Origin of the sequence: Ensifer sp. 2TAB8 (genome assembly GCF_052115125.1) — a bacterium.
Taxonomy (GTDB): Bacteria; Pseudomonadota; Alphaproteobacteria; order Rhizobiales; family Rhizobiaceae; genus Ensifer.
Genome location: NZ_JBFRGB010000001.1, coordinates 683482 through 709969, shown reverse-complemented (window position 1 = coordinate 709969; position 26488 = coordinate 683482). Strand labels below are relative to the sequence as shown.

General features: G+C 63.1%; 23 protein-coding genes. 16 read left to right on the top strand and 7 right to left on the bottom strand.

The window, feature by feature from the left end:
• Nucleotides 1-48: 48 nt before the first annotated feature.
• Entirely contained in the window at nucleotides 49-477 is a 429-nt protein-coding gene (locus AB4Z53_RS03530) for an RbsD/FucU family protein (RefSeq protein WP_113536563.1), read from the bottom strand.
• The gene (locus AB4Z53_RS03525) at nucleotides 477-1709 is read right to left on the bottom strand and encodes an ROK family transcriptional regulator (protein WP_441594731.1); all 1233 of its coding nucleotides are present in this window, start codon (nucleotides 1707-1709) and stop codon (nucleotides 477-479) included. The genes AB4Z53_RS03530 and AB4Z53_RS03525 overlap by 1 nt, the downstream gene beginning before the upstream one ends.
• Nucleotides 1710-2057: 348 nt before the next feature.
• On the opposite strand from AB4Z53_RS03525, the gene AB4Z53_RS03520 reads away from it, so the two are divergent.
• The 7 genes from AB4Z53_RS03520 (at nucleotide 2058) to AB4Z53_RS03490 (ending at nucleotide 8833) form a co-directional block, all read left to right on the top strand.
• Entirely contained in the window at nucleotides 2058-3083 is a 1026-nt protein-coding gene (locus AB4Z53_RS03520) for a sugar ABC transporter substrate-binding protein (RefSeq protein ID WP_113536767.1), read from the top strand.
• A gap of 201 nt (nucleotides 3084-3284) precedes the next feature.
• On the top strand, nucleotides 3285-4370 hold the full coding sequence (locus AB4Z53_RS03515) for an ABC transporter permease (protein WP_113536561.1): 1086 nt from the start codon (nucleotides 3285-3287) through the stop codon (nucleotides 4368-4370).
• Nucleotides 4370-5152 carry an ATP-binding cassette domain-containing protein gene (locus AB4Z53_RS03510; protein WP_441594729.1) on the top strand — a complete coding sequence of 261 codons (783 nt, stop codon included), beginning with the start codon at nucleotides 4370-4372 and terminating at the stop codon, nucleotides 5150-5152. The genes AB4Z53_RS03515 and AB4Z53_RS03510 overlap by 1 nt, the downstream gene beginning before the upstream one ends.
• On the top strand, nucleotides 5149-5769 hold the full coding sequence (locus AB4Z53_RS03505; RefSeq protein WP_441594727.1) for a nucleoside triphosphate hydrolase: 621 nt from the start codon (nucleotides 5149-5151) through the stop codon (nucleotides 5767-5769). Before AB4Z53_RS03510 ends, AB4Z53_RS03505 begins: the two co-directional genes overlap by 4 nt.
• 186 nt (nucleotides 5770-5955) lie before the next feature.
• Nucleotides 5956-6993, top strand: coding sequence for a dihydroorotase (gene pyrC, locus AB4Z53_RS03500; RefSeq protein ID WP_441594725.1), 1038 nt, complete (start codon nucleotides 5956-5958; stop codon nucleotides 6991-6993).
• A 128-nt stretch (nucleotides 6994-7121) separates the two neighbouring features.
• A complete protein-coding gene (locus AB4Z53_RS03495; protein WP_043618867.1) occupies nucleotides 7122-7814 on the top strand; it encodes an orotate phosphoribosyltransferase in 693 nt (230 codons plus the stop codon).
• Nucleotides 7815-7906: 92 nt separating this feature from the next.
• Nucleotides 7907-8833, top strand: coding sequence for a carbohydrate kinase family protein (locus AB4Z53_RS03490; protein WP_441594723.1), 927 nt, complete (start codon nucleotides 7907-7909; stop codon nucleotides 8831-8833).
• Between the two features lie 7 nt (nucleotides 8834-8840).
• Here AB4Z53_RS03490 and AB4Z53_RS03485 read toward each other — a convergent pair whose 3' ends face one another.
• Together AB4Z53_RS03485 and AB4Z53_RS03480 are read right to left on the bottom strand one after the other, a co-directional pair.
• Nucleotides 8841-9056 (bottom strand): helix-turn-helix domain-containing protein, encoded by a 216-nt coding sequence (locus AB4Z53_RS03485; protein WP_113536556.1) that lies wholly within the window; start codon nucleotides 9054-9056, stop codon nucleotides 8841-8843.
• Nucleotides 9057-9059: 3 nt separating this feature from the next.
• On the bottom strand, nucleotides 9060-9614 hold the full coding sequence (locus tag AB4Z53_RS03480; RefSeq protein ID WP_441594721.1) for a DUF2975 domain-containing protein: 555 nt from the start codon (nucleotides 9612-9614) through the stop codon (nucleotides 9060-9062).
• Nucleotides 9615-9696: 82 nt separating this feature from the next.
• Here AB4Z53_RS03480 and AB4Z53_RS03475 point away from each other — a divergent pair, with 82 nt between their 5' ends.
• A complete protein-coding gene (locus AB4Z53_RS03475) occupies nucleotides 9697-10290 on the top strand; it encodes a hypothetical protein (RefSeq protein ID WP_441594719.1) in 594 nt (197 codons plus the stop codon).
• 79 nt (nucleotides 10291-10369) lie between these two features.
• Here AB4Z53_RS03475 and pgi read toward each other — a convergent pair whose 3' ends face one another.
• On the bottom strand, nucleotides 10370-11995 hold the full coding sequence (gene pgi / locus AB4Z53_RS03470) for a glucose-6-phosphate isomerase (protein ID WP_291153408.1): 1626 nt from the start codon (nucleotides 11993-11995) through the stop codon (nucleotides 10370-10372).
• A 138-nt stretch (nucleotides 11996-12133) separates the two neighbouring features.
• On the bottom strand, nucleotides 12134-13834 hold the full coding sequence (locus tag AB4Z53_RS03465) for a long-chain fatty acid--CoA ligase (RefSeq protein WP_441594717.1): 1701 nt from the start codon (nucleotides 13832-13834) through the stop codon (nucleotides 12134-12136).
• Between the two features lie 343 nt (nucleotides 13835-14177).
• Here AB4Z53_RS03465 and AB4Z53_RS03460 point away from each other — a divergent pair, with 343 nt between their 5' ends.
• From AB4Z53_RS03460 to AB4Z53_RS03425, 8 genes are all read left to right on the top strand, one after another.
• The gene (locus AB4Z53_RS03460; protein WP_441594715.1) at nucleotides 14178-15404 is read left to right on the top strand and encodes an MFS transporter; all 1227 of its coding nucleotides are present in this window, start codon (nucleotides 14178-14180) and stop codon (nucleotides 15402-15404) included.
• Between the two features lie 188 nt (nucleotides 15405-15592).
• On the top strand, nucleotides 15593-16753 hold the full coding sequence (locus AB4Z53_RS03455; protein ID WP_441594713.1) for an AI-2E family transporter: 1161 nt from the start codon (nucleotides 15593-15595) through the stop codon (nucleotides 16751-16753).
• Nucleotides 16754-17082: 329 nt separating this feature from the next.
• Complete coding sequence (gene kdpF, locus AB4Z53_RS03450; protein ID WP_057248082.1) at nucleotides 17083-17169, top strand: K(+)-transporting ATPase subunit F; 87 nt, start codon at nucleotides 17083-17085, stop codon at nucleotides 17167-17169.
• A gap of 84 nt (nucleotides 17170-17253) precedes the next feature.
• Nucleotides 17254-18963 (top strand): potassium-transporting ATPase subunit KdpA, encoded by a 1710-nt coding sequence (gene kdpA, locus AB4Z53_RS03445; protein WP_441594711.1) that lies wholly within the window; start codon nucleotides 17254-17256, stop codon nucleotides 18961-18963.
• 13 nt (nucleotides 18964-18976) lie between these two features.
• Nucleotides 18977-21094 carry a potassium-transporting ATPase subunit KdpB gene (gene kdpB / locus AB4Z53_RS03440; RefSeq protein ID WP_441594709.1) on the top strand — a complete coding sequence of 706 codons (2118 nt, stop codon included), beginning with the start codon at nucleotides 18977-18979 and terminating at the stop codon, nucleotides 21092-21094.
• 2 nt (nucleotides 21095-21096) lie between these two features.
• Complete coding sequence (gene kdpC, locus AB4Z53_RS03435) at nucleotides 21097-21666, top strand: potassium-transporting ATPase subunit KdpC (protein ID WP_441594707.1); 570 nt, start codon at nucleotides 21097-21099, stop codon at nucleotides 21664-21666.
• An 8-nt stretch (nucleotides 21667-21674) separates the two neighbouring features.
• Nucleotides 21675-24371: a DUF4118 domain-containing protein gene (locus AB4Z53_RS03430; protein WP_441594705.1), complete on the top strand. Its 2697-nt coding sequence runs from the start codon at nucleotides 21675-21677 to the stop codon at nucleotides 24369-24371.
• Nucleotides 24368-25060: a response regulator gene (locus AB4Z53_RS03425; RefSeq protein ID WP_223726331.1), complete on the top strand. Its 693-nt coding sequence runs from the start codon at nucleotides 24368-24370 to the stop codon at nucleotides 25058-25060. The genes AB4Z53_RS03430 and AB4Z53_RS03425 overlap by 4 nt, the downstream gene beginning before the upstream one ends.
• A gap of 30 nt (nucleotides 25061-25090) precedes the next feature.
• On the opposite strand, the gene AB4Z53_RS03420 is transcribed toward AB4Z53_RS03425, so the two are convergent.
• Nucleotides 25091-26368 (bottom strand): alpha/beta hydrolase, encoded by a 1278-nt coding sequence (locus tag AB4Z53_RS03420; RefSeq protein ID WP_441594703.1) that lies wholly within the window; start codon nucleotides 26366-26368, stop codon nucleotides 25091-25093.
• Nucleotides 26369-26488 lie beyond the last annotated feature (120 nt).

Genomic DNA, 26488 nt, shown 5'->3' with positions numbered 1-26488 from the left:
TCACCGCAATCACAAAAGCCCGCCGTCCATCGGCGGGCTTTTTGCGTTTCAGGGATAGATCACGCCCTTGCGCAGGATGACGTTGCCGTAGAGCCTGGGTTCACTCGTCTGGACCACGGTGTGGGCAGCCCTCACCCGCGGGTAGAAGTCCGCGCCGAGCAAGGGAATGACCGGGCGGTCCGGCTCATGCCGGCTGCAGCATGCGATGATCTCGCTGTGCACCGGGTCGAGCGCGTCCCTGTCCTGCTTGACCGTGGCACGGAAGATCGCTTCGGGCACGAAATCATCGATCGGGAAAACGCTGAGGATGGCGTCGAGCACCGGGATCAACGGGTGTCCGTCGAGACGGACGAGACGGCGCGCGTGCTCCTGCCCCGGGTAGTTGCCATCGACCAGCGCGATCTCGTCGCCATGGCCCATCGCCCGGAGCGTTGCCAGCAGCTCGGGACTGAGGATCGGGTTAATTCCTTTCAGCATCAGCCGAGCTCCTTGAAGAGGACATTGGTGTCGAGCAGGTAGCGGGAGAAGAGCGGCAGGCTGGCGCCGCCGATGGCGCGCGCATGGCTGCCGACGATGCCTTCCACCAGCTCCGGAATGGTCACGCCCTGAAGGTCGAGCTCATAGAGCGCCTTGCGCGTGGCGGCGAGCAGCCGGGCGCGGACCCAGGGCGGGAAGCCGCCGTCGATGACGACGGCGGAGAAGTCGACGATGGAAACGGCCGACACGACCGCCTGGGCGAGTGCTGCGCCACAGTCGTCGATCCAGACGTCCAGCGGCTCGCCGAAATCGATCCAGTCATCGGCCGAGTACCAGAGTGGCCGCGGATCGATGCCGCGTGCGCGCAAGAGGTTCTCGAGCACGAAAACCGAGGCGATCTTCAGGAGCTGGATAGTATTGCCGTCCTTGCCTGAGACCGGCAGCGGGCCAACGGCGCCGGCGGTGCCGGTGCGTCCGGAAAAGAGTGCTGAGTTCAGGACGACGCCGCCGCCGATGAACGAGCCGATGTAGAAATAGACGAAGTCCGGATAGCTGGCGCCGACGCCGAACGCGAGTTCCGCGCCGCAGGCGCTGGTGCCGTCATTCTGCAGAAAGACCGGATAGGTGGTGCGGGCCGAGACTGCCGCCTGCAGATCGACGTCGCGCCACTTGTTCATTTCCTCGCGTGGGGCGCCCACTTCCTCCGCCCAGTTCCAGAGCTCGAAGGGCGTGGCGATGCCGATGCCGGCGATCCGCTTCCTCTGGTCCGGTGAGAGCTGCTGTTCGAGCTTGGCCATGCCGGAAATGATGAAATCGACGAGATCACCGGGCAGCGGATAGGCGTGCACATGGTGCAGATGCAGCCGGATGCTGCCGACGAAATCCATCAGCACGAGATCGGCGCTGCGCCGGCCGATCTTGACGCCGAAGGAAAAGACCGCGTCCGGATTGAGCCGCATCGGCGTCGAAGGCTGTCCGACCTTGCCGCGAACCGGATCGCCCTTGACCAGAAGGCCATCGCTTTCCAGCGCCCGCATGATGACCGAAACGGTCTGCGCCGAAAGGCCCGAGCGGCGAGCGATATCGGCCTTCGAAAGGCCGCCGTGACGCCTGACCAGCGACATGACCAGGCGCTCATTGTAGGCGCGCACACGCGTCTGGTTGGCGCCGCCGCTCGGGTCGATGACTTCAGGTTGCGTCGGTCCCCGATCAGGACCGTCTGTCAATGACATGCCACCGTCTCCTCCCGTTGGCACTGGATCATAAATGAGAGCGGGATGCGGGCGGAAAACCGCATGCGATTTTCCCTGATCCCGTTCTGGTGCCCGCTTGGCGCAGGTCTCTTGTTTCCACTTGTCGCGGCTCTGTCAATTTGATGGGCGCACCAATCCTCCGGCGGAGCGTCGTCATCGCAAGAATGACACATCGAAATAATAATTCAATTTGATTTATTTATTGACACCCCGGAAATTTAGTGTTTGTTTTTATCTCGGAAGCGTCGCTCGCAGCGGAGGAGAATGCTGCGGTGGCGTGGCCTGGGCCGGTACGCCGGCACGATTTTCAATCCTTGGGAGGATTTCATGAAGAAGACTGTTCTTTCCGCCGCTTTCGGCGCGCTGTCGCTTGGCGTCGTCTTCGCCGCGCCGGCGCAGGCCGCCGATGTCAGCGCCTGCCTGATCACCAAGACTGATACCAACCCGTTCTTCGTCAAGATGAAGGAAGGCGCGACCGCCAAGGCCAAGGAACTCGGCGTGACGCTGAAGGCCTATGCCGGCAAGATCGACGGCGACCATGACAGCCAGGTGGCTGCGATCGAATCCTGCATCGCCGATGGCGCGAAGGGCATCCTGATCGCGGCTTCCGATACCAAGGCGATCGTCGACCAGGTGAAGAAAGCGCAGGATGCCGGCCTGCTGGTGATTGCCCTCGATACGCCGCTTGATCCGGCAACCGCAGCCGACGCGACCTTTGCAACCGACAACCTGCTCGCCGGCAAGCTGATCGGCCAATGGGCTGCGGCCACCATGGGCGAAGGCGCCAAGACCGCCAAGATCGGCTTCCTCGATCTGACGCCGTCGCAGCCGACGGTCGACGTCCTGCGCGACCAGGGCTTCATGATCGGCTTCGGCATCGACCCGAAGGACCCGAACAAGATCGGCGACGAGGATGATCCGCGCATCGTCGGCCACGACGTGACCAACGGCAACGAAGAAGGTGGCCGCAAGGCGATGGAGAACCTTCTGCAGAAGGATCCGGATATCAACGTCATCCACACCATCAATGAGCCGGCTGCCGTCGGCGCTTATCAGGCGCTGAAAGCCGTCGGCAAGGAAAAGGACGTGTTGATCGTCTCCGTCGACGGCGGTTGCCCGGGCGTCAAATCGGTCGCCGAAGGCGTCATCGGCGCCACCTCGCAGCAGTACCCGCTGATGATGGCCGCACTCGGCATCGAGGCGATCAAGAAGTTCGCCGATACCGGCGAAAAGCCGAAGCCGACCGAAGGCAAGGACTTCTTCGACACCGGTGTTTCGCTCGTGACCGACAAGCCGGCTGCCGGCGTCGAATCGATCGACACCAAGGTCGGCACGGATAAGTGCTGGGGCTGATCGCCTCTACGTTTCGAACGCATGAACGAGCTACGGAAGGGCGGCCCCGGCCGCCCTTCGCGTAAGCGCCGATGTCTTTGACAAGGCGATGAAAACCGCGCAGCTTCTTGTAAGAGTGCTGATGCCCGCCACACGGTGGGCGGGCTGTGCACCGAGCAGCATCGCAACCCCTTGGGAGTGGGGTTCACGGGAGGAAGGTCCATGGGCGAGCCCAACGCAGCCGCACAGCCATCCCAGGAATTCGAAAAAGTCCTGGTCAACAGTTCGACGCAGGTCGCGTCGTTCGATACGCATGACAAGACAGCGGTCCAGAAGATCCAGCATTTCCTGCATTCGACCCCGGCAGCCGTGCCGTTCATCGTCCTGGTCGCCGCGATCCTGATCTTCGGCATGGCCATCGGGGGCAAGTTCTTCTCGTCCTATACGTTGACCCTCATCCTGCAGCAGATCGCGATCGTCGGTATTCTCGGCGCAGCGCAGACACTGGTGATCCTGACGGCCGGCATTGACCTTTCGATCGGCGTGATCATGGTGCTCTCGGCGGTCATCATGGGCAATTGCGCCGTGACCTACGGGCTTCCCGCGCCAATCGCGATTTTCCTCGGCTTTGTCGTCGGCGGCGCTTGCGGCTTCCTCAACGGTTTCCTCGTCTCCAGGGTCAAGCTTCCGCCGTTTATCGTCACGCTCGGCACCTGGTACGTGATCATGTCGACGAACTTCATCTACTCCGCCAACGCTACGATCCGCGAGGCCGATGTGACGGCGGTCACCCAGATGCTCCACGTCTTCGGCGTCAGCTTCAAGGTGGGCTCTGCGGTGTTCACGCTTGGCGTAGTGATGATGGTCGTGCTGGTCTTCGGCCTCTGGTACGCGCTCAACCACACCGCCTGGGGACGGCACCTCTATGCTGTCGGCGACGATCCGGAAGCCGCCAAGCTCTCCGGTATCCGCACCAGCCGCGTGCTCCTCAGCGCCTACACGCTCGCCGGTCTGATCGCCGCTCTTGCCGCCTGGGTCTCGATCGGCCGCAATGGCTCGATCTCGCCCTCCGCAGCCGTCACCGACTACAATCTGCAGGCCATCACTGCGGCGGTGATCGGCGGCATCTCGCTGTTCGGTGGACGCGGATCGATACTTGGCACGCTGATCGGTGCGATGATCGTCGGCGTGGTCTCCATGGGCCTCAACATGCTGGGTGCCGACCCGCAATGGAAAGTCTTCCTCACCGGCGTTTTGATCATCACCGCCGTCGCAATCGACCAATGGATCAGAAAGGTAGCAGGCTGATGGCCCAGGAACCCATTCTCACCGCACGCGGCCTGGTCAAGCGATATGGTCGGGTCACCGCTCTCGACCATGCGGATTTCGATCTCTATCCCGGCGAAATCCTCGCCGTGATCGGCGACAACGGTGCCGGCAAGTCCTCGATGATCAAGGCGATCTCCGGCGCCATCTCCCCTGATGAAGGCGAGATAAGGCTGGAAGGCAAGCAGGTGAATTTCCGCTCGCCGATGGATGCGCGAACGGCCGGCATCGAGACGGTCTATCAGAACCTGGCACTGTCGCCGGCGCTGTCGATCGCCGACAACATGTTCCTCGGTCGCGAAATCCGCAAACCCGGCCTCATGGGCAAGCTCTTCCGCACGCTTGACCGGGCCGAGATGGAGAAGAAGGCGCGGGCCAAACTGTCCGAGCTCGGCCTGATGACCATCCAGAACATCAACCAGGCGGTGGAAACGCTCTCGGGCGGCCAGCGCCAGGGCGTGGCGGTGGCCCGTGCCGCAGCCTTCGGCTCCAAGGTGGTGATCATGGACGAGCCGACAGCCGCGCTCGGCGTCAAGGAAAGCCGGCGCGTGCTGGAGTTGATCCTTGACGTGCGTTCGCGCGGTCTGCCGATCGTGCTCATTTCGCACAACATGCCGCACGTGTTCGAGGTGGCCGACCGGATCCATGTTCACCGTCTCGGCAAGCGCCTCTGCGTCATCAATCCGAAGGAGCACACGATGTCGGATGCGGTGGCCTTCATGACCGGCGCCAAGGAGCCGCCGCGCGAGGCGCTGGCGGCATGAACGTCGAGCCGATCGCCAACGAAATCCTGAAGCGGGCGTCCGGCGCCGCCCGCTTCGTCGTCGCCATTGCCGGTCCGCCCGGTGCCGGCAAGTCGACGCTCTCGGATGCACTCGCCGAGACGCTGGTGGCCGGCGGAGAAAAGGCGGCGGTGCTGCCGATGGACGGTTACCACATGGACAATGCCGTTCTGGAGGAAAAGGGCCTGCTGCCGCGCAAGGGAGCGCCGGAAACTTTCGACGTCAGGGCGTTCCTGTCGACCGTTGCGGCAGTGCGTGCCAATGACGGCGAGGTGCTGGTGCCGGTCTTCGATCGTACGCGCGAGATCGCGATCGCCTCTGCCCGGATCGTCTCACCCGAGACCCGCATCATTCTGGTGGAGGGTAACTATCTGCTGCTCGACGAGTCGCCGTGGAACAAGCTGGAGGGCGCCTTCGACTTTACCATCTTCATCAATCCAGGCGTCGAGGAGCTGGAGCGGCGACTTTTGAAGCGCTGGTACGATCATGGTTATGACGAGGAGGCGTCGAAGCGAAAAGCCTTCGGCAACGACATTCCGAATGCCCACCGCGTCGTTGACCGTCAGCGGCCGGCCGATCTGGTGCTAGCGGATTTCTGAGCGATGGTTGGATTGTCGATTGTATTTCCTGGCGCATTGGTGATATCGAGACGCGGTTCCACCACATGAGAAACCGCCCGCGACCCGCACCTGCCGGCTGCAAAGCCGCGCGCGCGGGTCGGGCGCGACGAGCCTGGAGCGGCGGATTTCCGTCTGCGCCTGCTCTGACCTAGGAGAACGCTGACCATGCAAGACCTCGTAATCCGCCGGCCGGATGATTGGCACCTTCACCTGCGCGACGGCGATATGCTGAAGGGCGTTATCGCCGATACCAGCCGCCATTTCGCCCGCGCGATCATCATGCCCAACCTGGTTCCGCCTGTCGTCACGACGGCAGATGCGAGCGCCTATCGAGAGCGTATCCTCTCGGCGATCCCAACCGGGGACCGGTTCGAGCCGCTGATGACGCTTTATCTGACCGCAGGTACCAGCCCCGACGACGTCGAGGCCGGCCACAGGAGCGGCCTCGTCAAGGCCGTCAAGCTCTACCCCGCGGGCGCGACGACCAACTCGCACAGCGGCGTGCGCAACATCGATGAGGCGATGCCGGTGCTGGAGCGCATGGCGAAGATCGGCCTGCCTCTCTGCGTGCATGGCGAGGTCACGAGCTCGGATGTCGATATCTTCGACCGCGAGGCCGTGTTCATCGAGACCGTGCTCGATCCGCTCCGCAAGCGGCTGCCGGAGCTGAAGGTGACGATGGAGCATGTCACCACCAAGGACGGTATCGACTACATCAAGGCGTCGAAGGCGAACCTTGCGGGTTCGATCACCACCCATCACTTGATCATCAACCGCAACGCCATTCTCGTCGGCGGCATCAAGCCGCATTACTACTGCCTGCCGGTTGCCAAGCGCGAGAACCATCGCCTGGCGCTGCGCGCTGCCGCGGTTTCCGGCGACAAGCGCTTCTTCCTCGGCACGGACTCGGCACCCCATGTCGACCCGCTGAAGGAGTGTGCTTGCGGCTGCGCCGGCATCTACACTTCGATCAACACCATGAGCTGCCTGGCGCATGTGTTCGAAGAGGAAGGCGCGCTCGACAAGCTCGAAGCCTTCGCCTCGCTGAACGGTCCCTCCTGGTACGGCCTGCCTGTCAACGAGGAAACGATCACGCTACGCAAGCAGGCTGACGCCGTCATTTATCCCAAGAAGATCGAGACCGGCGCTGGTCCGGTCACCGTGTTCGATCCGATGTTCCCACTGCACTGGGCCGTCGTCTGATCGCCACTGCATAATTCCTTGGATCGGATGGATCCAAGGACAAAATTATGCAGCAGTCAAAGATGTTGCAGCGACCTTTGCGCGTCTGAACAGACGCGCGGCGCTGCAGAGAATTGAAGGAGAGTTTGATGTTTTCCAACGCGTTCACCGACAAGGCCGTCATGGCCGAGCTGGTCGCCAAGATGCTCTGGGAGATCAAGGCCGTGCATTTCAGCGCCGACAAGCCCTACAAGCTGTCGTCCGGCATGGCGAGCCCGGTTTATATCGACTGCCGCAAGCTGATTTCCTATCCGCGCATCCGTTCGGCGGTGATGGATTTTGCTGCAGCGTCGATCCTGCGCGAAGCCGGTTTTGAGAAGTTCGACGTGGTGGCCGGTGGCGAAACTGCGGGCATTCCCTTTGCTGCGATGCTCGCCGAGCGCCTCGGCCTGCCGATGATCTATGTCCGCAAGGCGCCCAAGGGCCACGGCCGCAACGCCCAGATCGAAGGCCATATGCCGGAAGGCGCCCGCGTCCTCGTCATCGAGGACCTGACGACGGCCGGCGGCTCGATGTTCAAGTTCATCGACGCCATCCGTGCGGCTGGCGGCATCGTCGACCATGGCATTGCGCTCTTCTACTACGACATCTTCCCGGAAGCGGTCGGCGAGATGAAGGGCAAGGGCGTCGACCTGCACTGGATCGCCACCTGGCGCAACGTGCTAGCGGTTGCCCGCGAGCAGAAGCTGTTCGACGAGAAGACGCTGGGCGAAGTCGAGGCCTTCCTCAACGCGCCGCTCGCCTGGTCGGGCCGCAACGGTGGCGTGAGCGCTCTGGCATAATGTTCGACGAGGCCCCGGTTCCGCCGGGGCCTCGTCAAGTCTTGAGCTATTCGTTTTAAATCGATTGAAATACTATCGGGGAGGAAAATCCGATGATCGTATGTTGCGGAGAAGCGCTGATCGACATGCTGCCGCGGGACACGACCGCGGGCGAGAATGCTTTCGCGCCCTATGCCGGCGGGGCGATCTTCAACACGGCGATCGCGCTGGGGCGGCTCGGCATTCCGACCGGCTTTTTTACCGGCCTCTCCGACGACATGTTCGGCGATATCCTGCGCGAGACGCTGAAGGCGGCGAACGTGGATTTCGGCCCCTGCGCGACCCTCTCGCTGCCTACGACGCTCGCCTTCGTCAAACTCGTCAACGGCCATGCGAGCTACGCCTTTTTCGACGAAAACACCGCCGGACGCATGATCGCCCGCGAGCACCTGCCGGCGCTCGGCGATTTCTGCGAGGCGCTGCACTTCGGCGCGATCAGCCTGATCCCGGAGCCCTGCGGCTCGACCTATGAAGCATTGATGACGCGCGAGCACGAAAAGCGGGTGATCTCCTTCGATCCGAACATCCGTCCCGGCTTCATCAAGGATAGGGAAGCCCATCTCGCGCGCATGAACCGTATGGCGGCGATGTCGGATATCATCAAGTTCTCCGACGAGGATCTCGCTTGGTTCGGCATGGAGGGCAGCCACGACGATCTTGCTGCCGAATGGCTGAAGCGTGGACCGAAGCTGGTGCTGATCACCAAGGGTGCCGATGGCGCCGTCGGCTATACGGCGCGTCACAAGGTCGAAGTCGCCGGCGAAAAGGTCACGGTGGTCGATACGGTCGGCGCCGGCGACACGTTCGATGCCGGCGTGCTGGCGTCGCTGAAGCTCGCCGGTCTCCTGACCAAGGCCGATGTCGCCGATCTCACCGAAACCGCCGTCCGCAACGCGCTGGCGCTCGGCGCCAAGGCGGCGGCCGTCACCGTCTCGCGCGCTGGCGCAAACCCGCCGTGGAAGCACGAAATCGGCCTCTGAGCTTTTCTTATTCTTCCGGTTCCGGGCGGTATTCCAGGATATCGCCCGGCTGGCATTCCAATGCGGCGCAGATCTTCTCCAGCGTATCGAAGCGCACGCCTTTCACTTTTCCCGATTTCAACAGCGAGATGTTCTGCTCGGTGATCCCCACCTGCTCGGCGAGATCGCGTGAGCGGACTTTCCGTTTCGCCAGCATCACATCGAGATTGACGACAATCGGCATGCGTTAGACGAAGCTCCTGTTCTCCGCTTCGACCCCCGACGCGATGACCATAACGTGGCCGAGGCCGACGACGAGCCCGGACATCAGCATCACGATGATGGTGCCTCCGTTGATGTCGAACATGACTGAGTGTCCCGTCGTGCCGGGATTGTCGTAGGTGACCGCCAGGATACCGATTGCGTTGCTGATCGTTATGCACAGCGAACCGGCGATCGCCGTCAGTCCCACCCGCCGAAGCAGAACGCCGTTGCGGCCGGAGAGGATCTCGCCGCGCTGAAAGCCATCGAAAAGCTGCCAGGCAAAGACGAGGCCGGCGATGACGAGTGCATTGTTGATCGCAGTCAGGAAAATGACCGTGGCGATTGCGCGGTAGGAAAGGGTGATGATTTCCACGCGCGGAAAGACGATGTCGCGTATTTCCTGCTCGAAGCCCTGCCGGTCGAAGAAAATCTGCCAGTGCCCGTAGACGACGGCAGAGCAAAACAACGCGCCGCTCAAAATCACCATGACCTTCATGAACCGGCTGAGCTTGCGCAGCCTCTCGGCGGTATTCGTCATCAAAATTCCTTTATCGTTTGACTTGTATTTTTATCGTAAAACAATAAGTAATTGTCGTCAATCGTGATTTTGGTGTCGCGCCATGCCTTTTCGTTTTCTCAAAAACCCTTTCCTTTTCCTGCTGTTGAACCTGCTTGCCGCCTGTGCGGCACTGAACGTCGGCTCGATCGACAAGTTGTCGAGGCTCGACCCCTCGAAGACCAATCCGGCCGATCTTCGTGTCGCGCTCGTCGTACCAAAGGAGCTCGTCCTGAGGCGAGGCGATGCCACGCTGGGGCTCTCCTGGCGGGACGGGAATGCTCCTCCGGAGAGCCAGAACTATGCGCTCGACGTTCAGGCGGGAGGGGTGTCGAGTTCCGTACTCGCAGACCGCATATCTTCGGGCGAGACGCTCTACGTTTTGGCGCTCGCTGAGACCGATGCCGCACGTTTGCGGGTGTTGCAGGCGAAGATCGCATTGGCACAAGGGAACGCGCCCGGCAACCGTGGCAGCCTGTCGGTCAATTTCTCGGGCGGCTGCTGGCGTGGTGACTTCCCGGCGGGCCGCAAGGTCGCGGTCAATGCCTGGATGCAGTTGGCGCCGGACACGGACTATTTTCCGGTGTTGTCGAATCTCGATCTGATGCAGGTGCTGAAACCGGCGGGCGCCATGGCGCTACCGGCCTGCGCAAAATGATGGGGCCCGAGGTGCGACGCGCGCCTCGGGCCTTGTTGCTTAGAGCTGTGCGGTTCCGGGGTGAACCACGCGGACCTGGTTAATGCGCGGCCTTCAGCAAGGCTGCTACCAGACCTGCGGTCGAAGAATCGTGACCGGCTGCACTCTCCTTGCCTTCGACAACAGGAAGCAGGCCGGTTGCCAGCTCCTTGCCGAGCTCGACGCCCCACTGGTCGAAGGAGTTGATGTTGAACAGCGCACCTTCGACGAAGACGCGGTGCTCATAAAGGGCAATGAGCCGACCGAGCGCGAAGGGATCGAGCTGGTCGTAGACGATCGTCAGCGACGGGCGGTTGCCGGTGAAGACGCGGTGCGGAGCAATCTTGTCGGCCTTGGCATCGGCCATGCCCTTGGCGGTCAGCTGTGCCTTGGCCTCGGCAAGCGTACGACCCTTCATCAGCGCCTCGGACTGTGCCAGGCAATTGGCAATCAGCAGTTCGTGCTGGTGGCGCAGGTTCTTCTCGTGGCCGTTGGCGGCGATCATGAACTCGGCCGGGATGATGTCCGTGCCCTGGTGGATGAGCTGGTAGAAGGCGTGTTGGCCATTGGTGCCGGGCTCGCCCCAGACAACCGGACCGGTCGAGTACTCGACGGGCGTGCTGTCGAGCGTGACCGCCTTGCCGTTCGATTCCATGTCGAGCTGCTGCAGGTAGGCCGGGAAGCGCGACAGGCGCTGGTCATAGGGCAGGATCGCGCGCGACGGGTAGCCGAGCACGTTGCGATGGTAGAAGCCGAGCAGGCCGAGCAGAACCGGAATGTTCTCACGGATCGGCGCGGTGCGGAAATGTTCGTCGATGGCATGACCGCCATCGAGGAAGCGGCCGAAATTCTCCTTGCCGATGGCGATCATCAGCGGCAGGCCGATCGCCGACCAGATCGAGTAGCGCCCGCCGACCCAGTCCCAGAAACCGAAGACGCGAGCGTGGTCGATGCCGAAGGCGGCTACCTTGTCGAGTGCGGTCGAGACGGCAGCGAAGTGATGGCCGACGGCAGCTTCGCCGAGCTTGTCGGCGATGAAGGCGCGAGCTGTCGCGGCATTGGTCATCGTCTCGATGGTGGTGAAAGTCTTCGAGGCGATGATGAAGAGCGAGGTTTCCGGATCGACGAGCTTCAGCGTGTCGGCGATATGGGCGCCGTCGATGTTGGAAACGAAGTGTAGGCGCGGACCATCATGGAAAGGTGCTAGCGCCAGCGTCGCCATGACGGGGCCGAGGTCGGAGCCGCCGATGCCGATGTTGATGACGTCGGTGATCTTCTTGCCGGTCGCACCCTTGAGCGCTCCCGAGCGGACGCCGTCGGCGAAAGCGCCCATGGCGGCAAGCACGCCGTTGACGTCGGGCATCACGTCCTTGCCGTCGACGAGGATGGGGCGGTTGCCGCGGTTGCGCAGCGCCGTGTGCAGCACGGCGCGCTCCTCGGTGATGTTGATGATGTCGCCGCGGAACATCGCGTCCCGCTTCTCCTCGACCTTGGCCGCCTTGGCGAGCGCTTCCAGGCCGTCGAGCACCTTGTCGTTGACGGCGCATTTCGAATAGTCGAACAGCATATCACCGAGCGTGGTGCTGAAGCGCTGGAAGCGATCGGCGTCGCTGGCGAAGGCCGCGCGGATATCGGTTGCGTTGGTCTCAGAGGCGGTTGCTTTGAGTTGGTCGACAAGCGCTTTCATCGCGGGGCTCCTTGGTCGGACAGTGTGTCGGACAATCGCCTGCGTAGCTATTCGCTTTAAGTGGACCAAATCAAGACTGGAAAACCGCCGAAGTGGCGGTTTTCAGGATTTTTTAAATCGTTTGAATTTTGGAGTAGTTTACCCGCGCAGGTCCTTGCGCAGGATCTTGCCGACATTGGTCTTTGGCAATTCGGTACGGAATTCGACGAAACGCGGGCGCTTGTAGTTGGTGAGATTGGCGGCGCAGTGACGCTTGACGTCGTCCTCCGTCAGTGCGGGATCCTTCTTGACCACGAAAAGCTTGACCGCCTCGCCGGAGTGCTCGTCCGGGATGCCGATCGCGGCGCATTCGAGGATGCCGGGATGGGTCATCGCCACTTCCTCGATCTCGTTCGGGAAAACGTTGAAGCCCGAGACGAGGATCATGTCCTTCTTGCGGTCGACGATCTTGACGAGTCCGGCCGCGTTCATGAAGCCGACATCGCCCGAGCGGAAGAAGCCATCCGGCGAGATCGCCTTGGCGGTTTCATCAGGCCGCTGCCAGTAGCCGGCCATCACCTGCGGGCCGCGGATGCATATCTCGCCGACTTCACCGATCGGCAAGGTGTTGCCCTGGTCGTCGCGGATTTCGACATCGGTGGACGGGATCGGCATGCCGATCGTGCCGGTGAACTCGGTTGCGTCGAGGATGTTGGCCGTTGCCACTGGCGAGGTCTCCGACAGGCCGTAGCCTTCGGCGATCGAGCATCCGGTCATCTGTTTCCAGCGTTCGGCGACCGGGCGCTGGATCGCCATGCCGCCGCCGAAGGTCAGCATCAACGACGAGAAGTCCAGCTTCTGGAACTCCGCATTGTTCATCAGTGCGTTGAACAGCGTGTTGAGGCCGGGGAAGATGTTGGTCTTGTGCTTGCCCAGTTCCTTGACGAAGCCCGGAATGTCGCGCGGATTGGGGATCAGGATGTTGTTGCCGCCAGTGGCAAGCCCCATCAGTGAATTCACCGTGAGCGCGAAGATATGATAGAGCGGCAGCGCGCACATGAAGACGAGGTTGTCGGGGCGTGCGCGCGAGCGAAATGCCGTCTCGAACCAGATCTCCATCTGCGCCATGTTCGACAGCAGGTTCGAATGGGTGAGGGTCGCACCCTTCGAGACCCCGGTCGTGCCGCCGGTATATTGCAGGAAGGCGACATCGCTTGCGGCGACGTTCGGCTTCTTCATTGTGTTGCGGCCGCCCTTGGCAAGCGCGCTCTTGAAGGGGAGGTGGCCGGGGATCGACCAGGCGGGAACCAGCTTCTTGATCCGGCGCACCACCAGATTGACGATCGCACCCTTCAGACCAAGCATGTCGCCCATCGTGGCGACGACGACGTGTTTAACCGAGGTCTTGTCGAGGACCTGCTGCACCGTATGCGCAAAGTTCTCAAGAACGAAGATCGCCTTGGCGCCGGAATCGACCAACTGGTGCTGCAATTCGCGCGGCGTATAGAGCGGGTTGACGTTCACCACGGTGAAGCCGGCTCTGAGAATGCCGTAAACGATGACCGGGTTCTGCAGGACGTTGGGCATCATCACCGCGACGCGATCGCCCTTGGCAAGGCCAAGGGACTGCAGCCAAGCGCCGATCTTGGCGGACTCGGCATTGAGGTCGGCAAAGCTCAGCGTCTTGCCCATGCAGGTGAAGGCCGGACGGTTCGAATAACGGGCAACGGCGTGGTCGAAGAACTCGCCGATCGATTTATAGGGTAGGGGGCCGATTTCGGCGGCTATTCCGGGTGGATAGGATTTCAGCCAGATCTTGCCTGGGCTGGTACCCGTTTGTTGTGCGCTGACTTCCGCCATGACCTCTCTCCCTCTGGTCGCCACAGGCTGGCCTGCTCGCGGCCTGAGAAAATCCCTCCCGACCTTCTCATGCCGATGAAGATGATGCTTTTGATACACCTCTTCAAGCTGAGATTCGGGATTATCTAACTTTGACGTAAACGTCAACCAAGCTTACGGTTAACAGGCGCTGACTGCGCTCCCGAAAAAGTATGACGAGAGCTGCAAAAGCTTTGCCTGCCAAGGGAAAACACTGTATTGCATTGCAGCATATCCTTGTTGGTTCGATCCGACATCCGCCGACATATTCCCCAGATTCTTCTCCGGTCTTCTCCCTTGGGTCGGACGATGCAGGCTATTGCTCATGTGTGACGAAGCTTATTCCTCCGCCGTCGAACCGCGCCGGGCGCGCGTCTCCGCCGCCGAAGTGGCGCTCGCCGTCGGCGGCTTCGGGATCGGCACCGGCGAATTCGCCATTATGGGTCTGTTGCCGCAGGTCGCCGATGATGTTGCTGTGTCGGTGCCGCGGGCCGGGGCCGTGATCAGCGCCTATGCGCTCGGCGTGGTCGTCGGTGCGCCGTTGATTGCGGTGCTGGCCGCCCGCTTCTCCCGCTTCCGCGTGCTGCTCGCACTGATGCTGATCTTCGCCGTCGGCAATTTCGCCAGTGCGATCGCGCCGGACTTCTACACGCTGATCGCCGCGCGCTTCTTCGCCGGCCTGCCGCATGGTGCCTATTTCGGCGTTGCCGCCCTGGTCGCGGCGGGTCTCGCGCCGCTGCACCAACGGGCCCGCGCCGTTGGCCGGGTGATGATGGGGCTGACGATCGCCACCCTTTTCGGCACGCCGCTCGTCGCCTGGTTCGGCCAGGCGCTCGGCTGGCGGTCCGCCTTTGCGATCGTCGGCGCTATCAGCCTTTTGACCGTGGCGCTGAGCTTCGTCCACGTGCCGCGCGACAAGGGCAACCCGAAGGCGACGCCGCTCCGCGAACTGGGAGCGCTCGGCAAGCTGCAGGTCTGGCTGATGCTCGGCATCTGCGCCATCGGCTGCGGCGGCATGTTCGCGGTCTTCAGCTACATCACCCCGGCGCTCACCGAAGTCGCGGGTGTCTCGCTTGCCAATGTGCCGATCATGCTGTCGGTCTTCGGCGCCGGCATGATCCTCGGCAACATCGTGGGCGCGCGACTTGCCGACTGGGCGCTGTTGCCGGCGATCGGCATCGCCATCGTCTTCAACATCTTTGCCTATGTGCTCTTCTATTTCACCATGGGCAATCCGTGGATCGCGATCGTCAACGTGCTCTTCATCGGCGGCGGTTTCGCGGTCGTGCCGGGTGTGCAGACGCGGCTGATGGATGTCGCCGGCGAGGCACAGACACTGGCGGCGGCACTCAGCCATTCCGCCTTCAACCTTGCCAATGCGCTGGGCGCCTGGCTTGGCGGCGCCTCGATCGCCGCAGGCTATGGCTGGACCTCCACCGGTCTTGTCGGTGCCGTTCTCGGTGTTGCCGGCTTCGGCATCTTCCTCGCATCCGTCTTCGTCGATCGTGCTCAGCCCCCCGCTCGCCTGGCCGCAAAGCCTGCGGCGGAATGACCGGCTTTGCCGAAAGAAGGCCTGGAGAACTTGCACCCTCCTAAATTTTTCTGTCATGTCCCGCCGCTAGCGTCGCTTATGGCCCTGAAACTACCGTAAAGCAGGGGCAAAGGGGCGGCGCGCGGCACTAGGCAGGCTGGCAAGGCCGCGGGTTTGTTGTAAGCTCGTCGGAAGACGGAGGATCATTGGTGCAATTGGGTAATCGCGAACGAGAGAACTTTGCGGTGGAGCCACGGCTCCTCGGGCACACAGCCATTTCGCGCCATGCCCTTGTCGGCCCGATGACCGCTGCCCGCTGGATGCTGGTCTTCGTTCTCCTTGCAGGCGTCTATTTCTTCCATGGCTTCGTGGTGCCGGTGCTGGCCGCCGTCGTCATCGGTTTTGCCAGCTGGCCGATCTACCGCCGGCTGCTTGCCGCCGTGAACGGCAATCGCACGCTCGCCGCGACCATCGCCATCGTTTGCGTCATTTCCTTCATCGTCGTGCCGATCTCGATCGCCGCGGTCTATGCGGTCGATGAAGTACGCGACTGGGTCGTCTGGGCGGTCGAGACCAATGCCAACGGCGCACTGGTCCCTGCCTGGCTGTCCGGTATCCCGGTCGCCGGCGCCTGGCTCGGCGAGCAATGGGTGAAGCATATCGGTCACCCGGGTGCGCTTGGCGAACTCGTCCAGCTCGTCAGCGGTTCCAACATCGGCAATATCTATCGTGGCGTTCTGGTTGTCGGTGCCTCGACGTTCCACGCCTTCCTGACGCTGCTGTTCATGCTGATCACGCTGTTTTTCGTCTATCGCGACGGCCATTCCTTCTCCGGCCAGCTCGATAAGCTTGGCGAGCGCATCTTCCCGATGCGCTGGGAGCGCCTGTCGCGCGTCGTGCCGCTGACGATCAGTTCGACGGTCACGGGCATGGGCATCATCGCCATCGGCGAGGGCATCGTGCTCGGCGTGGCCTACTGGCTTGCCGGCGTGCCGTCGCCGGTTACGCTCGGCATCATCACCGGCCTCATGGCCCTCATTCCCGGCGGCGCGCCGCTCTGCTTCACGCTGGTCTCGGTCTATCTCGTCGCCAGCGGCTCTCCGGTTCACGGCATTGCTCTGTTTGCCTGGGGCACGACCGAACTCTTCATCGTCGACAAGACGCTGCGGCCGCGCCTCGTCGGTGGACCGATCAAGCTCCCGTTCCTGCCAACCTTCTTCGGCCTCGTCGGCGGTGTGAAGACCATGGGCTTCCTCGGCCTCTTCGTCGGTCCGGTGCTGATGGCGCTGCTGGTGGCCATCTGGCGCGAGTGGATGCGCGAAGTCACCGCTCACACGGAAACGAACGTCAACCACATCATCAAGGGCTAGGCGCATTCGCGCCAAGCCAGCGGCCGCAAAAGCTCGGCCGCGCGGAAGCGTTCAACGTCTTGCCGATACGCGGACATTGATCCGATCCTGTGTTCACGAAGGCCGCTTCTCGCCTTCCCGAACTGGAGACAACGGGCGTCTTTACCTTTTCCTTATGCGCCCTTCCAACCATCGCAATCGATAATTGACCCGCCACGGGCGCAAGATCCGGACCTCAACAGTCCGGAGTATTTGCATGTCCGATGTTCTTTTCCTTGCCGCCGGCATTGGTGGCTTTGTCGTGTTCGCGCTTTATGCGCGCGCGCTGAGCCGTCTCTAGGAGGGTCACGATGTTCGAAGCCCTGATCGGTCTCGCCGTCGCCGTCGCGCTCGCTGCCTATCTCGTCGTCACCCTCGTTCGCCCGGAACGGTTCTGATCCCGGCCGAAGGGTTCGCACCCGTGCCGTTCGCATCAGCCGGGCGTGTTCGCGCCGTCCGGTCGCCCTTAGCGGAGTAATCTCATGTCTATCATCGGGTGGCTGCAGATCAGCCTCCTTTTCGCCGCCGTCCTGATTGTCATCAAGCCGCTGGGGCTTTACATGGCGCGGGTCTTCTCCGGTGACCGCAACGTCTTCTCACCCATTCTCGGTCCCGTCGAGCGCGGCCTTTATCTCGCTGCCGGCGTCGATCCGAACAAGGAACAGGGCTGGCTCGCCTATACGATCTCGATGCTGGCCTTCAGCCTCGCAGGCTTCGTCTCGCTCTATGCGATCCTGAGGCTGCAGGCCTTTCTGCCGATGAACCCGCAGGGCTTCGCGGGCATGCCCTCCGACCTTGCCTTCAACACGGCGGTCAGCTTCGTCACCAACACCAACTGGCAGAACTACGGCGGCGAAACGACCCTCAGCCACTTCAGCCAGATGGCCGGATTGACGGTGCATAACTTCGTCTCGGCTGCGACCGGTATCGCCATGGCGCTCGCGGTCACCCGTGCCTTCGCCCGTTCGAATGCCGCAACCGTCGGCAATTTCTGGGTCGATCTCACCCGTTCGACGCTCTATGTGCTCTTGCCGATCGCGGTCGTCATGGCGCTCGCCATGGTCTGGAGCGGTCTACCGCAGACCTTCCACGCCGACCTCACGGCAACGACGCTCGAGGGCGCCAAGCAAACGATCTCGATCGGTCCGGTCGCAAGCCAGGAGGCGATCAAGCAGCTCGGCACCAATGGTGGCGGCTTCTTCAACGTCAACGCCGCCCATCCCTTCGAGAACCCGACGGCGTTTTCCAACTACCTCAACATCTTCGCGATGCTGTCGATCTCGGCAGCGCTCGTCTACACCTTCGGCCAGATGGTCGGTAACCGTCGTCAGGGCTGGGCCTTCATCGCCGTCACCGCAATCCTTCTGATTTCCGGTGTTGCCGTTGTCTATTGGGCCGAATCCCAGGGCAACCCGATCCTGACCGCGCTCGGTCTCGATGCCGCGCAGGGCAATATGGAAGGCAAGGAAGTCCGTTTCGGCCAGGCGATGACGGCGCTCTACGCGGCTGTCACGACCGGTCTGTCGGATGGCGGCGTCAACGGCATGCACGGTTCGCTGACGGGGCTCGGCGGCCTCGTGCCCATGTTCCTGATGCAGCTCGGCGAGGTTCTGCCCGGCGGCGTCGGTTCCGGCCTCTACGGCATGGTCGTCTTCGCGATCCTCGCCGTCTTCGTCGCCGGCCTGATGGTCGGCCGCACGCCCGAACTGCTCGGCAAGAAGATCGAAGCGCGCGAGATGAAATACGCGATGTTCGCGGTGCTCATCCTGCCGGTGACGATCCTCGGTTTTGCCGCCGTCTCCGCCATGCTGCCCTTCGCGGTCGCGAGCATCGGCACCGCCGGGCCGCACGGCCTGTCGGAAATCCTCTACGCCTTCACCTCCGCCGCCGGCAACAACGGCTCGGCCTTCGGTGGGCTGACCGGCAATACGCCCTGGTACAACACGACACTCGGCCTCGCGATGCTGCTCGGCCGCTTCGCCTATGCCGTTCCGGTCATGGCGATCGCCGGCGCCATTGCCGTCAAGACCCGCGTGCCGGCGTCCAAGGGTACCTTCCCGACCGACACGCCGCTCTTCGTCGGCCTGCTCGTTGGCATCATCCTAATTCTCGGCGGGCTGCAGTTCTTCCCGGCGCTCGCTCTCGGTCCCATCGTCGAGCATTTTTTGATGCTTGCCGGCCAGACCTTCTAAAGGAATTCGACACATGTCTTCCAAACCAGTTGCTCCCAGTCTTCTGGACCCGGCCATCCTCCTGCCGGCGGTCAAGGCGGCGTTCGTCAAGCTCGATCCCCGCCAGCTCGTGCGCAACCCGGTGATCTTCGTCACCGAGGTGGTTGCGGCCGTGGTTACCGGCTTCTTTGTCCGCGATCTTGCAACCGGCAGCGGCAGCCCGCTCTTCTCCGGGCAGATCGCGGCCTGGCTGTGGTTCACCGTGCTGTTTGCCACCTTCGCAGAAGCCGTCGCCGAAGGGCGCGGCAAGGCACAGGCCGACAGCCTGCGTCGCACCAAGTCCGAACTGACGGCCCGCAAGCTGGTATCGGCAGAAGGCCGCGAAACCCAGGAAATCCCGGCGACATTGCTGAAGGTCGGCGATCTCGTGCTGGTCGAAGCCGGGGACCTGATCCCCGGCGACGGCGAAGTGGTCGAGGGCGTCGCCTCCGTCAACGAAAGCGCCATCACCGGCGAATCCGCGCCCGTCATCCGCGAGTCCGGCGGCGACCGTTCGGCCGTCACCGGCGGCACGCAGGTTCTGTCCGACTGGATCAAGGTGCGCATCGCCGTTGCCCCCGGCAACACCTTCGTCGATCGCATGATCGCGCTGATTGAAGGCGCCCAGCGTCAGAAGACCCCGAACGAGATCGCACTGTCGATCCTGCTCTCGGGCCTGACGCTGATCTTCCTCGTCGCCGTCGTCACGCTCTGGGGCCTTGCCGGTTATTCCGGTACCGTTCTCTCGGTCACTGTGCTTGCCGCCTTGTTGGTAACGCTGATCCCGACCACCATCGGTGGTCTGCTTTCGGCAATCGGCATTGCCGGCATGGACCGCTTGGTCCGTTTCAACGTCATCGCCACCTCCGGCCGCGCTGTGGAGGCTGCCGGCGACGTCGATACGCTGCTGCTCGACAAGACGGGCACGATCACCTTCGGCAATCGCATGGCCGCCGACTTCATGCCGGTCCCCGGCGTGACAGAGGCCGAACTTGCGGATGCGGCGCTGCTTGCCAGCCTTGCCGACGAAACGCCGGAGGGGCGCTCGATTGCTGCACTTGCGACCGGCGAGTTCGGCCGTCAGACCCCGGATGTGTCGCTTCCCGCCTCGGAAAAAGGTGAAGTCGTGGCGCTCGCCGTCGGTGGTGGCGCAAGCCCGGCCGGCACGACCCGGATCGACGCCGTCATCCCCTTTGCCGCGGAAACCAGGCTCTCGGGCGTCGACTTCGGCGGGCGCCGGCTGCGCAAGGGTGCTGTCGATTCCATCCTGAAGTTCACCGGCATCCGCGACGAGAACGTGCCGAACGAGTTCCGCCGCGCCGTCGACCAGGTGGCGCGCACCGGCGGCACGCCGCTTGCCGTTGCCGATGGTCCGCGCCTGCTCGGCGTCATCCATCTCAAGGACGTGGTGAAGCCCGGCATCAAGGAGCGCTTCGCGGCCCTGCGTGCCATGGGCATCCGCACCGTCATGGTCACCGGCGATAACCCGGTGACCGCCGCGGCCATTGCCTCTGAAGCGGGGGTCGACGACTTCCTCGCCGAAGCGACGCCGGAGGACAAGCTTGCCTATATCCGCCGGGAGCAACAGGGCGGCCGTCTGATCGCCATGTGCGGCGACGGCACCAACGACGCTCCGGCGCTCGCCCAGGCCGATGTCGGCGTCGCCATGCAGACCGGGACGCAGGCCGCCCGCGAGGCCGCCAACATGGTGGACCTCGATTCCAGCCCGACGAAGCTCATCGAGATTGTCGAGATCGGCAAGCAGCTGCTGATGACCCGCGGCTCGCTGACGACGTTTTCGATCGCCAACGACGTGGCGAAGTACTTCGCCATCATCCCGGCGCTGTTCATCACCACCTATCCGGCGCTGGCCGCGCTCAACGTAATGGGCCTCGGCTCGCCGCAGTCGGCGATCCTCTCGGCCGTCATCTTCAACGCGCTGATCATCGTCGCGCTGATCCCGCTGGCGCTGAAGGGCGTCAGGTATCGGCCGGTCGGCGCGGCCGCCCTGCTGCGTCGCAACCTCATTGTCTACGGCCTCGGCGGTCTTCTCCTGCCCTTCGCAGGCATCAAGCTCGTCGACCTCGCCGTCAACGCATTCAATCTGGTGTAACCATGCTGAACCAACTTCGCCCCGCCATCGTGATGATCGTGCTTCTGACCGCCATCACCGGGCTTGCCTATCCCTTCGCCATCACCGGCGCCGCGCAGGTGTTGATGCCCGCTCAGGCAAATGGCAGCCTCGTCAGGAAGGACGGCACCCTGATCGGCTCCGCGCTGATCGGCCAGAACTTCACGTCCGACAAATACTTCTGGCCGCGCCCATCCGCGACCGGCCCGGAGGCCTATAATGCCGGTGCGTCGAGCGGCTCCAATCTCGGGACCACCTCGGTCAAGCTGAAGGACCGCGTCGCCGCCGACGTCGAGCGGCTGAAGTCCGCAGGCCTCGCCGGCGAAATCCCCGCGGATGCGGTGACGACATCCGGCTCCGGCCTCGACCCGCATATCACGCCGGCTTACGCCGATGCGCAGGTCGCTCGCGTCGCCAAGGCGCGCGGCCTCGCCGAGGCGGATATCGCCGCCATGGTCGACAAGGCAACGGAAGGCCGCCTCTTCGGGATCGTAGGCGAGCCGCGCGTCAATGTGCTAGAACTGAACCTGGCTCTTGATGCGCCTCAAACCTGAGACAATGAATGCCCGACAGTGAACGCGACGCCAAAAGTCGCCCCGACCCAGACGCCCTGCTGGCGCTCGCTGCACAGGACCGTCGGGGAAAACTGACCGTTTTCCTCGGCGCCGCCCCCGGTGTCGGCAAGACCTATGCGATGTTGATGCGGGCACGCCGACTGAAGGAAGACGGCGTCGATATCGTCATCGGGCTGGTCGAAACCCACGGACGCGGCGAAACCGCCGCGCTGGTCGAGGGTCTGGAAATCCTGCCGCGCCGCGATGTGAACCATCGCGGCCGTGTGCTTTCCGAATTCGATCTCGATGCGGCCCTTGCCCGGCGACCCAAGATCATCGTCGTCGACGAGCTTGCCCACAGCAATTCGGCTGAAAGCCGGCACCCGAAGCGTTACCAGGATATCGAGGAACTGATCGCCGCGGGCATCGATGTCTGGACCGCGCTGAACATCCAGCACCTCGAAAGCCTCTCCGATATCGTCGCGCAGATCGCCGGTGTGCCGGTGCGCGAACGGGTGCCGGACACGGTGTTGAAGCGCGCTGACGACGTGCTGCTTGTCGATCTGCCGCCGGCTGAGCTGATCGAGCGGTTGAAGGAGGGCAAGGTCTATCTGCCCGACAGCGCCAAGCGCGCGGTCGACCGCTTCTTCCGCCTCGGCAACCTGACGGCCCTGCGCGAACTCGCGCTTCGGCGCACCGCCGACCGCGTTGACGACCAGATGGTCGACTATCTCAAGCAGAATGCGATCGAAGGGATCTGGGCGAGTGGCGAGCGTCTGCTGGTCTGCATCGGTTCCGATCCACTCTCCGAAAAGGTGGTGCGCACCGCAAGCCGGCTGGCCGAGGGCTTGAATGCTCCCTGGATCGTCGTGTTCATCGAGCGCGCCGACCGAGAGAGTGGTGATGGCGAGGACGTCCGCCGCCTCGACGAGACCTTTCGCCTCGCCGAACAGCTGGGCGCTGAGACGCGCCGCATCATCGGCAACGATTTCGTCGAGGAAATCCTGAAGCTTGCGCGTCGCGAACACGCAACGCAGATCGTCATCGGCGCCCGCCGTCAGTCCCTCCCGATGCGGTTGTTTCGCCAGCCGCTTCCCGATGCTCTGGCGGAGCGGGTGTCCGGTGTCGGCATCCACCTCGTCACCGATCGCGAAACGGTGCCGGCCAAGCGGCGATCCACCGTCAAAAGGTCCCTGCCGCCGGGGCTCGGACGCGCCATCGGCATCGCCGCCGGGTCGGTGGGGGCGGCAACTGCGATTGGTCTGCTGCTCGGCCGTTTCGTCGTTCTGCCCAACATCTCGCTGCTCTATCTGCTCGCCGTGCTGGCTTCTGCGACCTATGCAGGCCACGTCGCGGCGATCGCGGCGGCGCTGTTTTCGGTGCTCGCCTACAATTTCTTCTTCATTCGGCCGACCGGCACTTTCACAATTGCCGAGCCGCACGAGGTCTTCGCGCTCGTCATCTTCCTTGCTGCCGCCGCCCTTGCCGGCAGCCTGGCATCGCGGGTTCGCGAACAGGCAAAGACGGCTCGCCGGCGCGCTGCTGCAACCCAGGCGCTCTATGATTTCTCCCGCAAGCTTTCCGGTACGGCCAAGGCCGATGACGTGCTCTGGGCGGCCGTGACGCAGATGCAGTCGACGTTGAAGCGCAGCTCGGCGCTGCTGTTGCCCGAGGAGGGCGATCTGCAGCTGAAGGCTGCCTGGCCACCGGATACGGAGCTCGACGTCACCGATATCATGGCGGCGCGCTGGGCAATGGACAAGCAGGAGCCGGCCGGCAACGGAACCGGCACGCTACCGAACAGCCCCTTCCACTTCCGCCCGCTGACGAGCCCGCACGGCGTTGTCGGCGTCTGTGGTTTCATCCAGGCCGACAAGCCGCTAGAGATCAACGAGGAGCGCGCGCTGGCCGCGATCCTCGACCAGACGGCGATTGCCGTCGACCGGGCGCGCTTGTCGCGCGAAAGCCTGGATCAGGCGGCAAAACTCGAGGGCGAGCGCTTTCGCGCGGCCCTCCTGTCGTCGATATCCCATGACCTTCGGACGCCGCTTGCCACCATCACAGGGGCCGTCACCAGCTTGCGCCAACTTGGCGACCGCATGCCGCCGGAAAGCCGCGACGATCTGTTGAAGTCGATCGAGGAAGAAGGTGGGCGACTGACCCGTTTCGTCGCCAACCTGCTCGACATGACCCGCATCGAGGCGGGTACTGTCAACGCCAAGCGCGATTGGGTCGATGTCGCCGACGCGGTTCGAGCTGCCGTCGATCGTGCCCGCAAGTATTTCCCTGACCGCGAGATCGAAACCAGCATCGCGCCCGATCTGCCCCTGATGCGCGGCGACAGCGTGCTTCTCGGGCAGGTGCTCTTCAACCTGCTCGACAATGCCAACAAGTATGGCGGCGACGAGCCGATCAGCATCTATGCCCGCTCGGACGGCAAAGAGATCGTGCTGTCGGTGACCGATCTCGGCAAGGGCATCGCGCCTAAGGATCTCGAACAGGTCTTCGAAAAGTTTTTCCGCCGCGGCAAGGCGGATGGCCGCACGCCAGGTACGGGCCTCGGGCTTTCGATCGCCAAGGGTTTCGTCGAGGCAATGGGCGGCCAGATCAAGGCGGAAAGCCCGGCGCTTCGCCGCCGCGGCACGCGCATTTCCATGCGCTTTCCCGCCGCCAAGCCTGAAATATCCGAAAAGGACCGTGCATGAGCGTGGAGCGTATCCTCGTTGTCGACGACGAACCCCAAATCCAGCGTTTTCTGAAACCGGCCCTCAGCGCCGCCGGCTACGATGTTCGGGAGGCCATGACCGGCGCCGAGGCGCTGAAAGCAGCTGCGACGACGGCTCCGGATGTCGTCATCCTCGATCTCGGCCTGCCCGATATGGACGGCAAGGAAGTCATCGCCAATCTGCGCGGCTGGTCGCAGGTGCCGATCATCATCCTTTCGGCCCGCGACCGCGAAAGCGAGAAGATCGCGGCGCTTGACCTCGGCGCCGATGATTACATCGAAAAACCCTTCGGCATCGGCGAGCTGACCGCCCGCATTCGAGCTGCCCTTCGCCATCGCGTGCAGATGGAAGGCGGCCAGACCCAGCTTTCCGCCGATGGCGTGTCGATCGACACGATCAAGCGGGTGGTGACCAAGGACGGCGAACCGGTGCGGCTGACGCCGAAGGAATATGACCTCCTGGTCATGCTCGCCCATCACGCCGGCCGCGTCGTTACCCACAAGACGCTGCTGACCTCAGTCTGGGGCGTCGCGCATGGCGAAGACCTGCATTATCTGCGCGTCTTCATCGGCCAGCTGCGCGGCAAGATCGAGCGTGACCCCGCCGACCCGAAGATCATCCGCACTGAGCCGGGCGTCGGCTATCGTTTCGTCGGTGACGAGGGTTGACGGCAGGCTGCCGCCAAAAACGGCGGCCGCTTACTTGATCTTCACCGGCGTCGGCACGTCGGTCGCCAGCGTTTCGCCGACGACTTTCTTCTTCTTGGGGGTCGGCATCGGGTTTTCGAGCATCGATACCGGCGCCGATACGGTGACTGCAGCAACATTGCCGACGTTTCTTGCCGTGCCGGCAACGACTGCCGCAATGCCGGTTCCAACCGAGATGTCGGAGTCCGTGAGTGTCTGGCCCGTAGCCAACCGTGTGCCAATGAGCTGGACGATTTGCGGGCTTTCCGCGAATTTTCCGTGGTGGAGGCCATCCTCCGATTTGACCTTGGTCAGGTCGATTGCGGTGATGCCGGCCCGTTCCAGCTGGCTGCGGTAGGGCTCGGCAGAAGGATCGATCGCTCCGAGGCGGGAAACGTCGCCGGAAATGAAGCTGGAAAGCGCCAGCGCGCGGTCGTCCTGCGAAACGAAGATCGTGAATTTGGGCCGCTTGTGGCCCATCTCGACGAACTGCTTGGCGAAGACGTCGAGGTCGATGTCGGGCGACGCGAGGATGACGTTCTCGATCTTGGCGGGCACGTTGCCATCACGGATGCCCATTTGCCGAAGCGTCTCCATGGTCAGCCAGGTCCCCATCGAGTGGGCAAGGATGGTAATGCTCTTGACCTTCGGCGCGTCGGAGAGCTTCTTCAGGATATCTTCCAGCGCCGTGCGCGAATAGTTCGTGCTTTCCTTGTCGTAGTTGTAGTCGAACACATTGGCGCGCGAAGGCCAGGTGAAGAGAACGGGCGTCGCCTTGACGTCCGAGTCGTGGACGATCTGCGCGAGCCGGTAGACCGAATCCTCGTAGCGGTTGTTGAATCCGTGCACGAAGACGAAGGCATTGCCCTCGACGTCGTGCTGTAGGAACCAGGACTTGGCCTCATCGAGTGTCTGGAGCTGACGCACACGGGTGACGGCGAATTCCTTGGTGGGATCCGGGGGCAGCTTGCGCGGCCACTGCACGGTGCCAGATTTGCGCGCCGTGTCCGGCGGGATCGAGACTGCGACGTCGGTCAGGAAGGTATTGGCGTCACGTTCGCCGGAAAACAGCGTTGCCGGGTCACCTGAGGGTTCGCGCGTCGTGGCGACCAGCATGTCGACTGTGGATGCGCCCGGGACCGGAGCTGTGAGTGCAACGGGCGCCATCACGCCTTTCGCATGGCCACCGCAGCCGGACACCAGCGCCAAGGCCGCCAGCACGAACACTATTCGTCCCCTGTCTGCGCATTTGTGCCGCAACGAACTTTGAAACCCCACCCGCTCGAACATCGGCATCCCCACATACGCCTGAACTCGACTGCATCTGATCGCGCTTTCGCGAAACGAAGATGACAACACTCGGCGTTAATATGCAAGCGCGCGCTTATTGAAGTTTCGCTACAGAGTTGT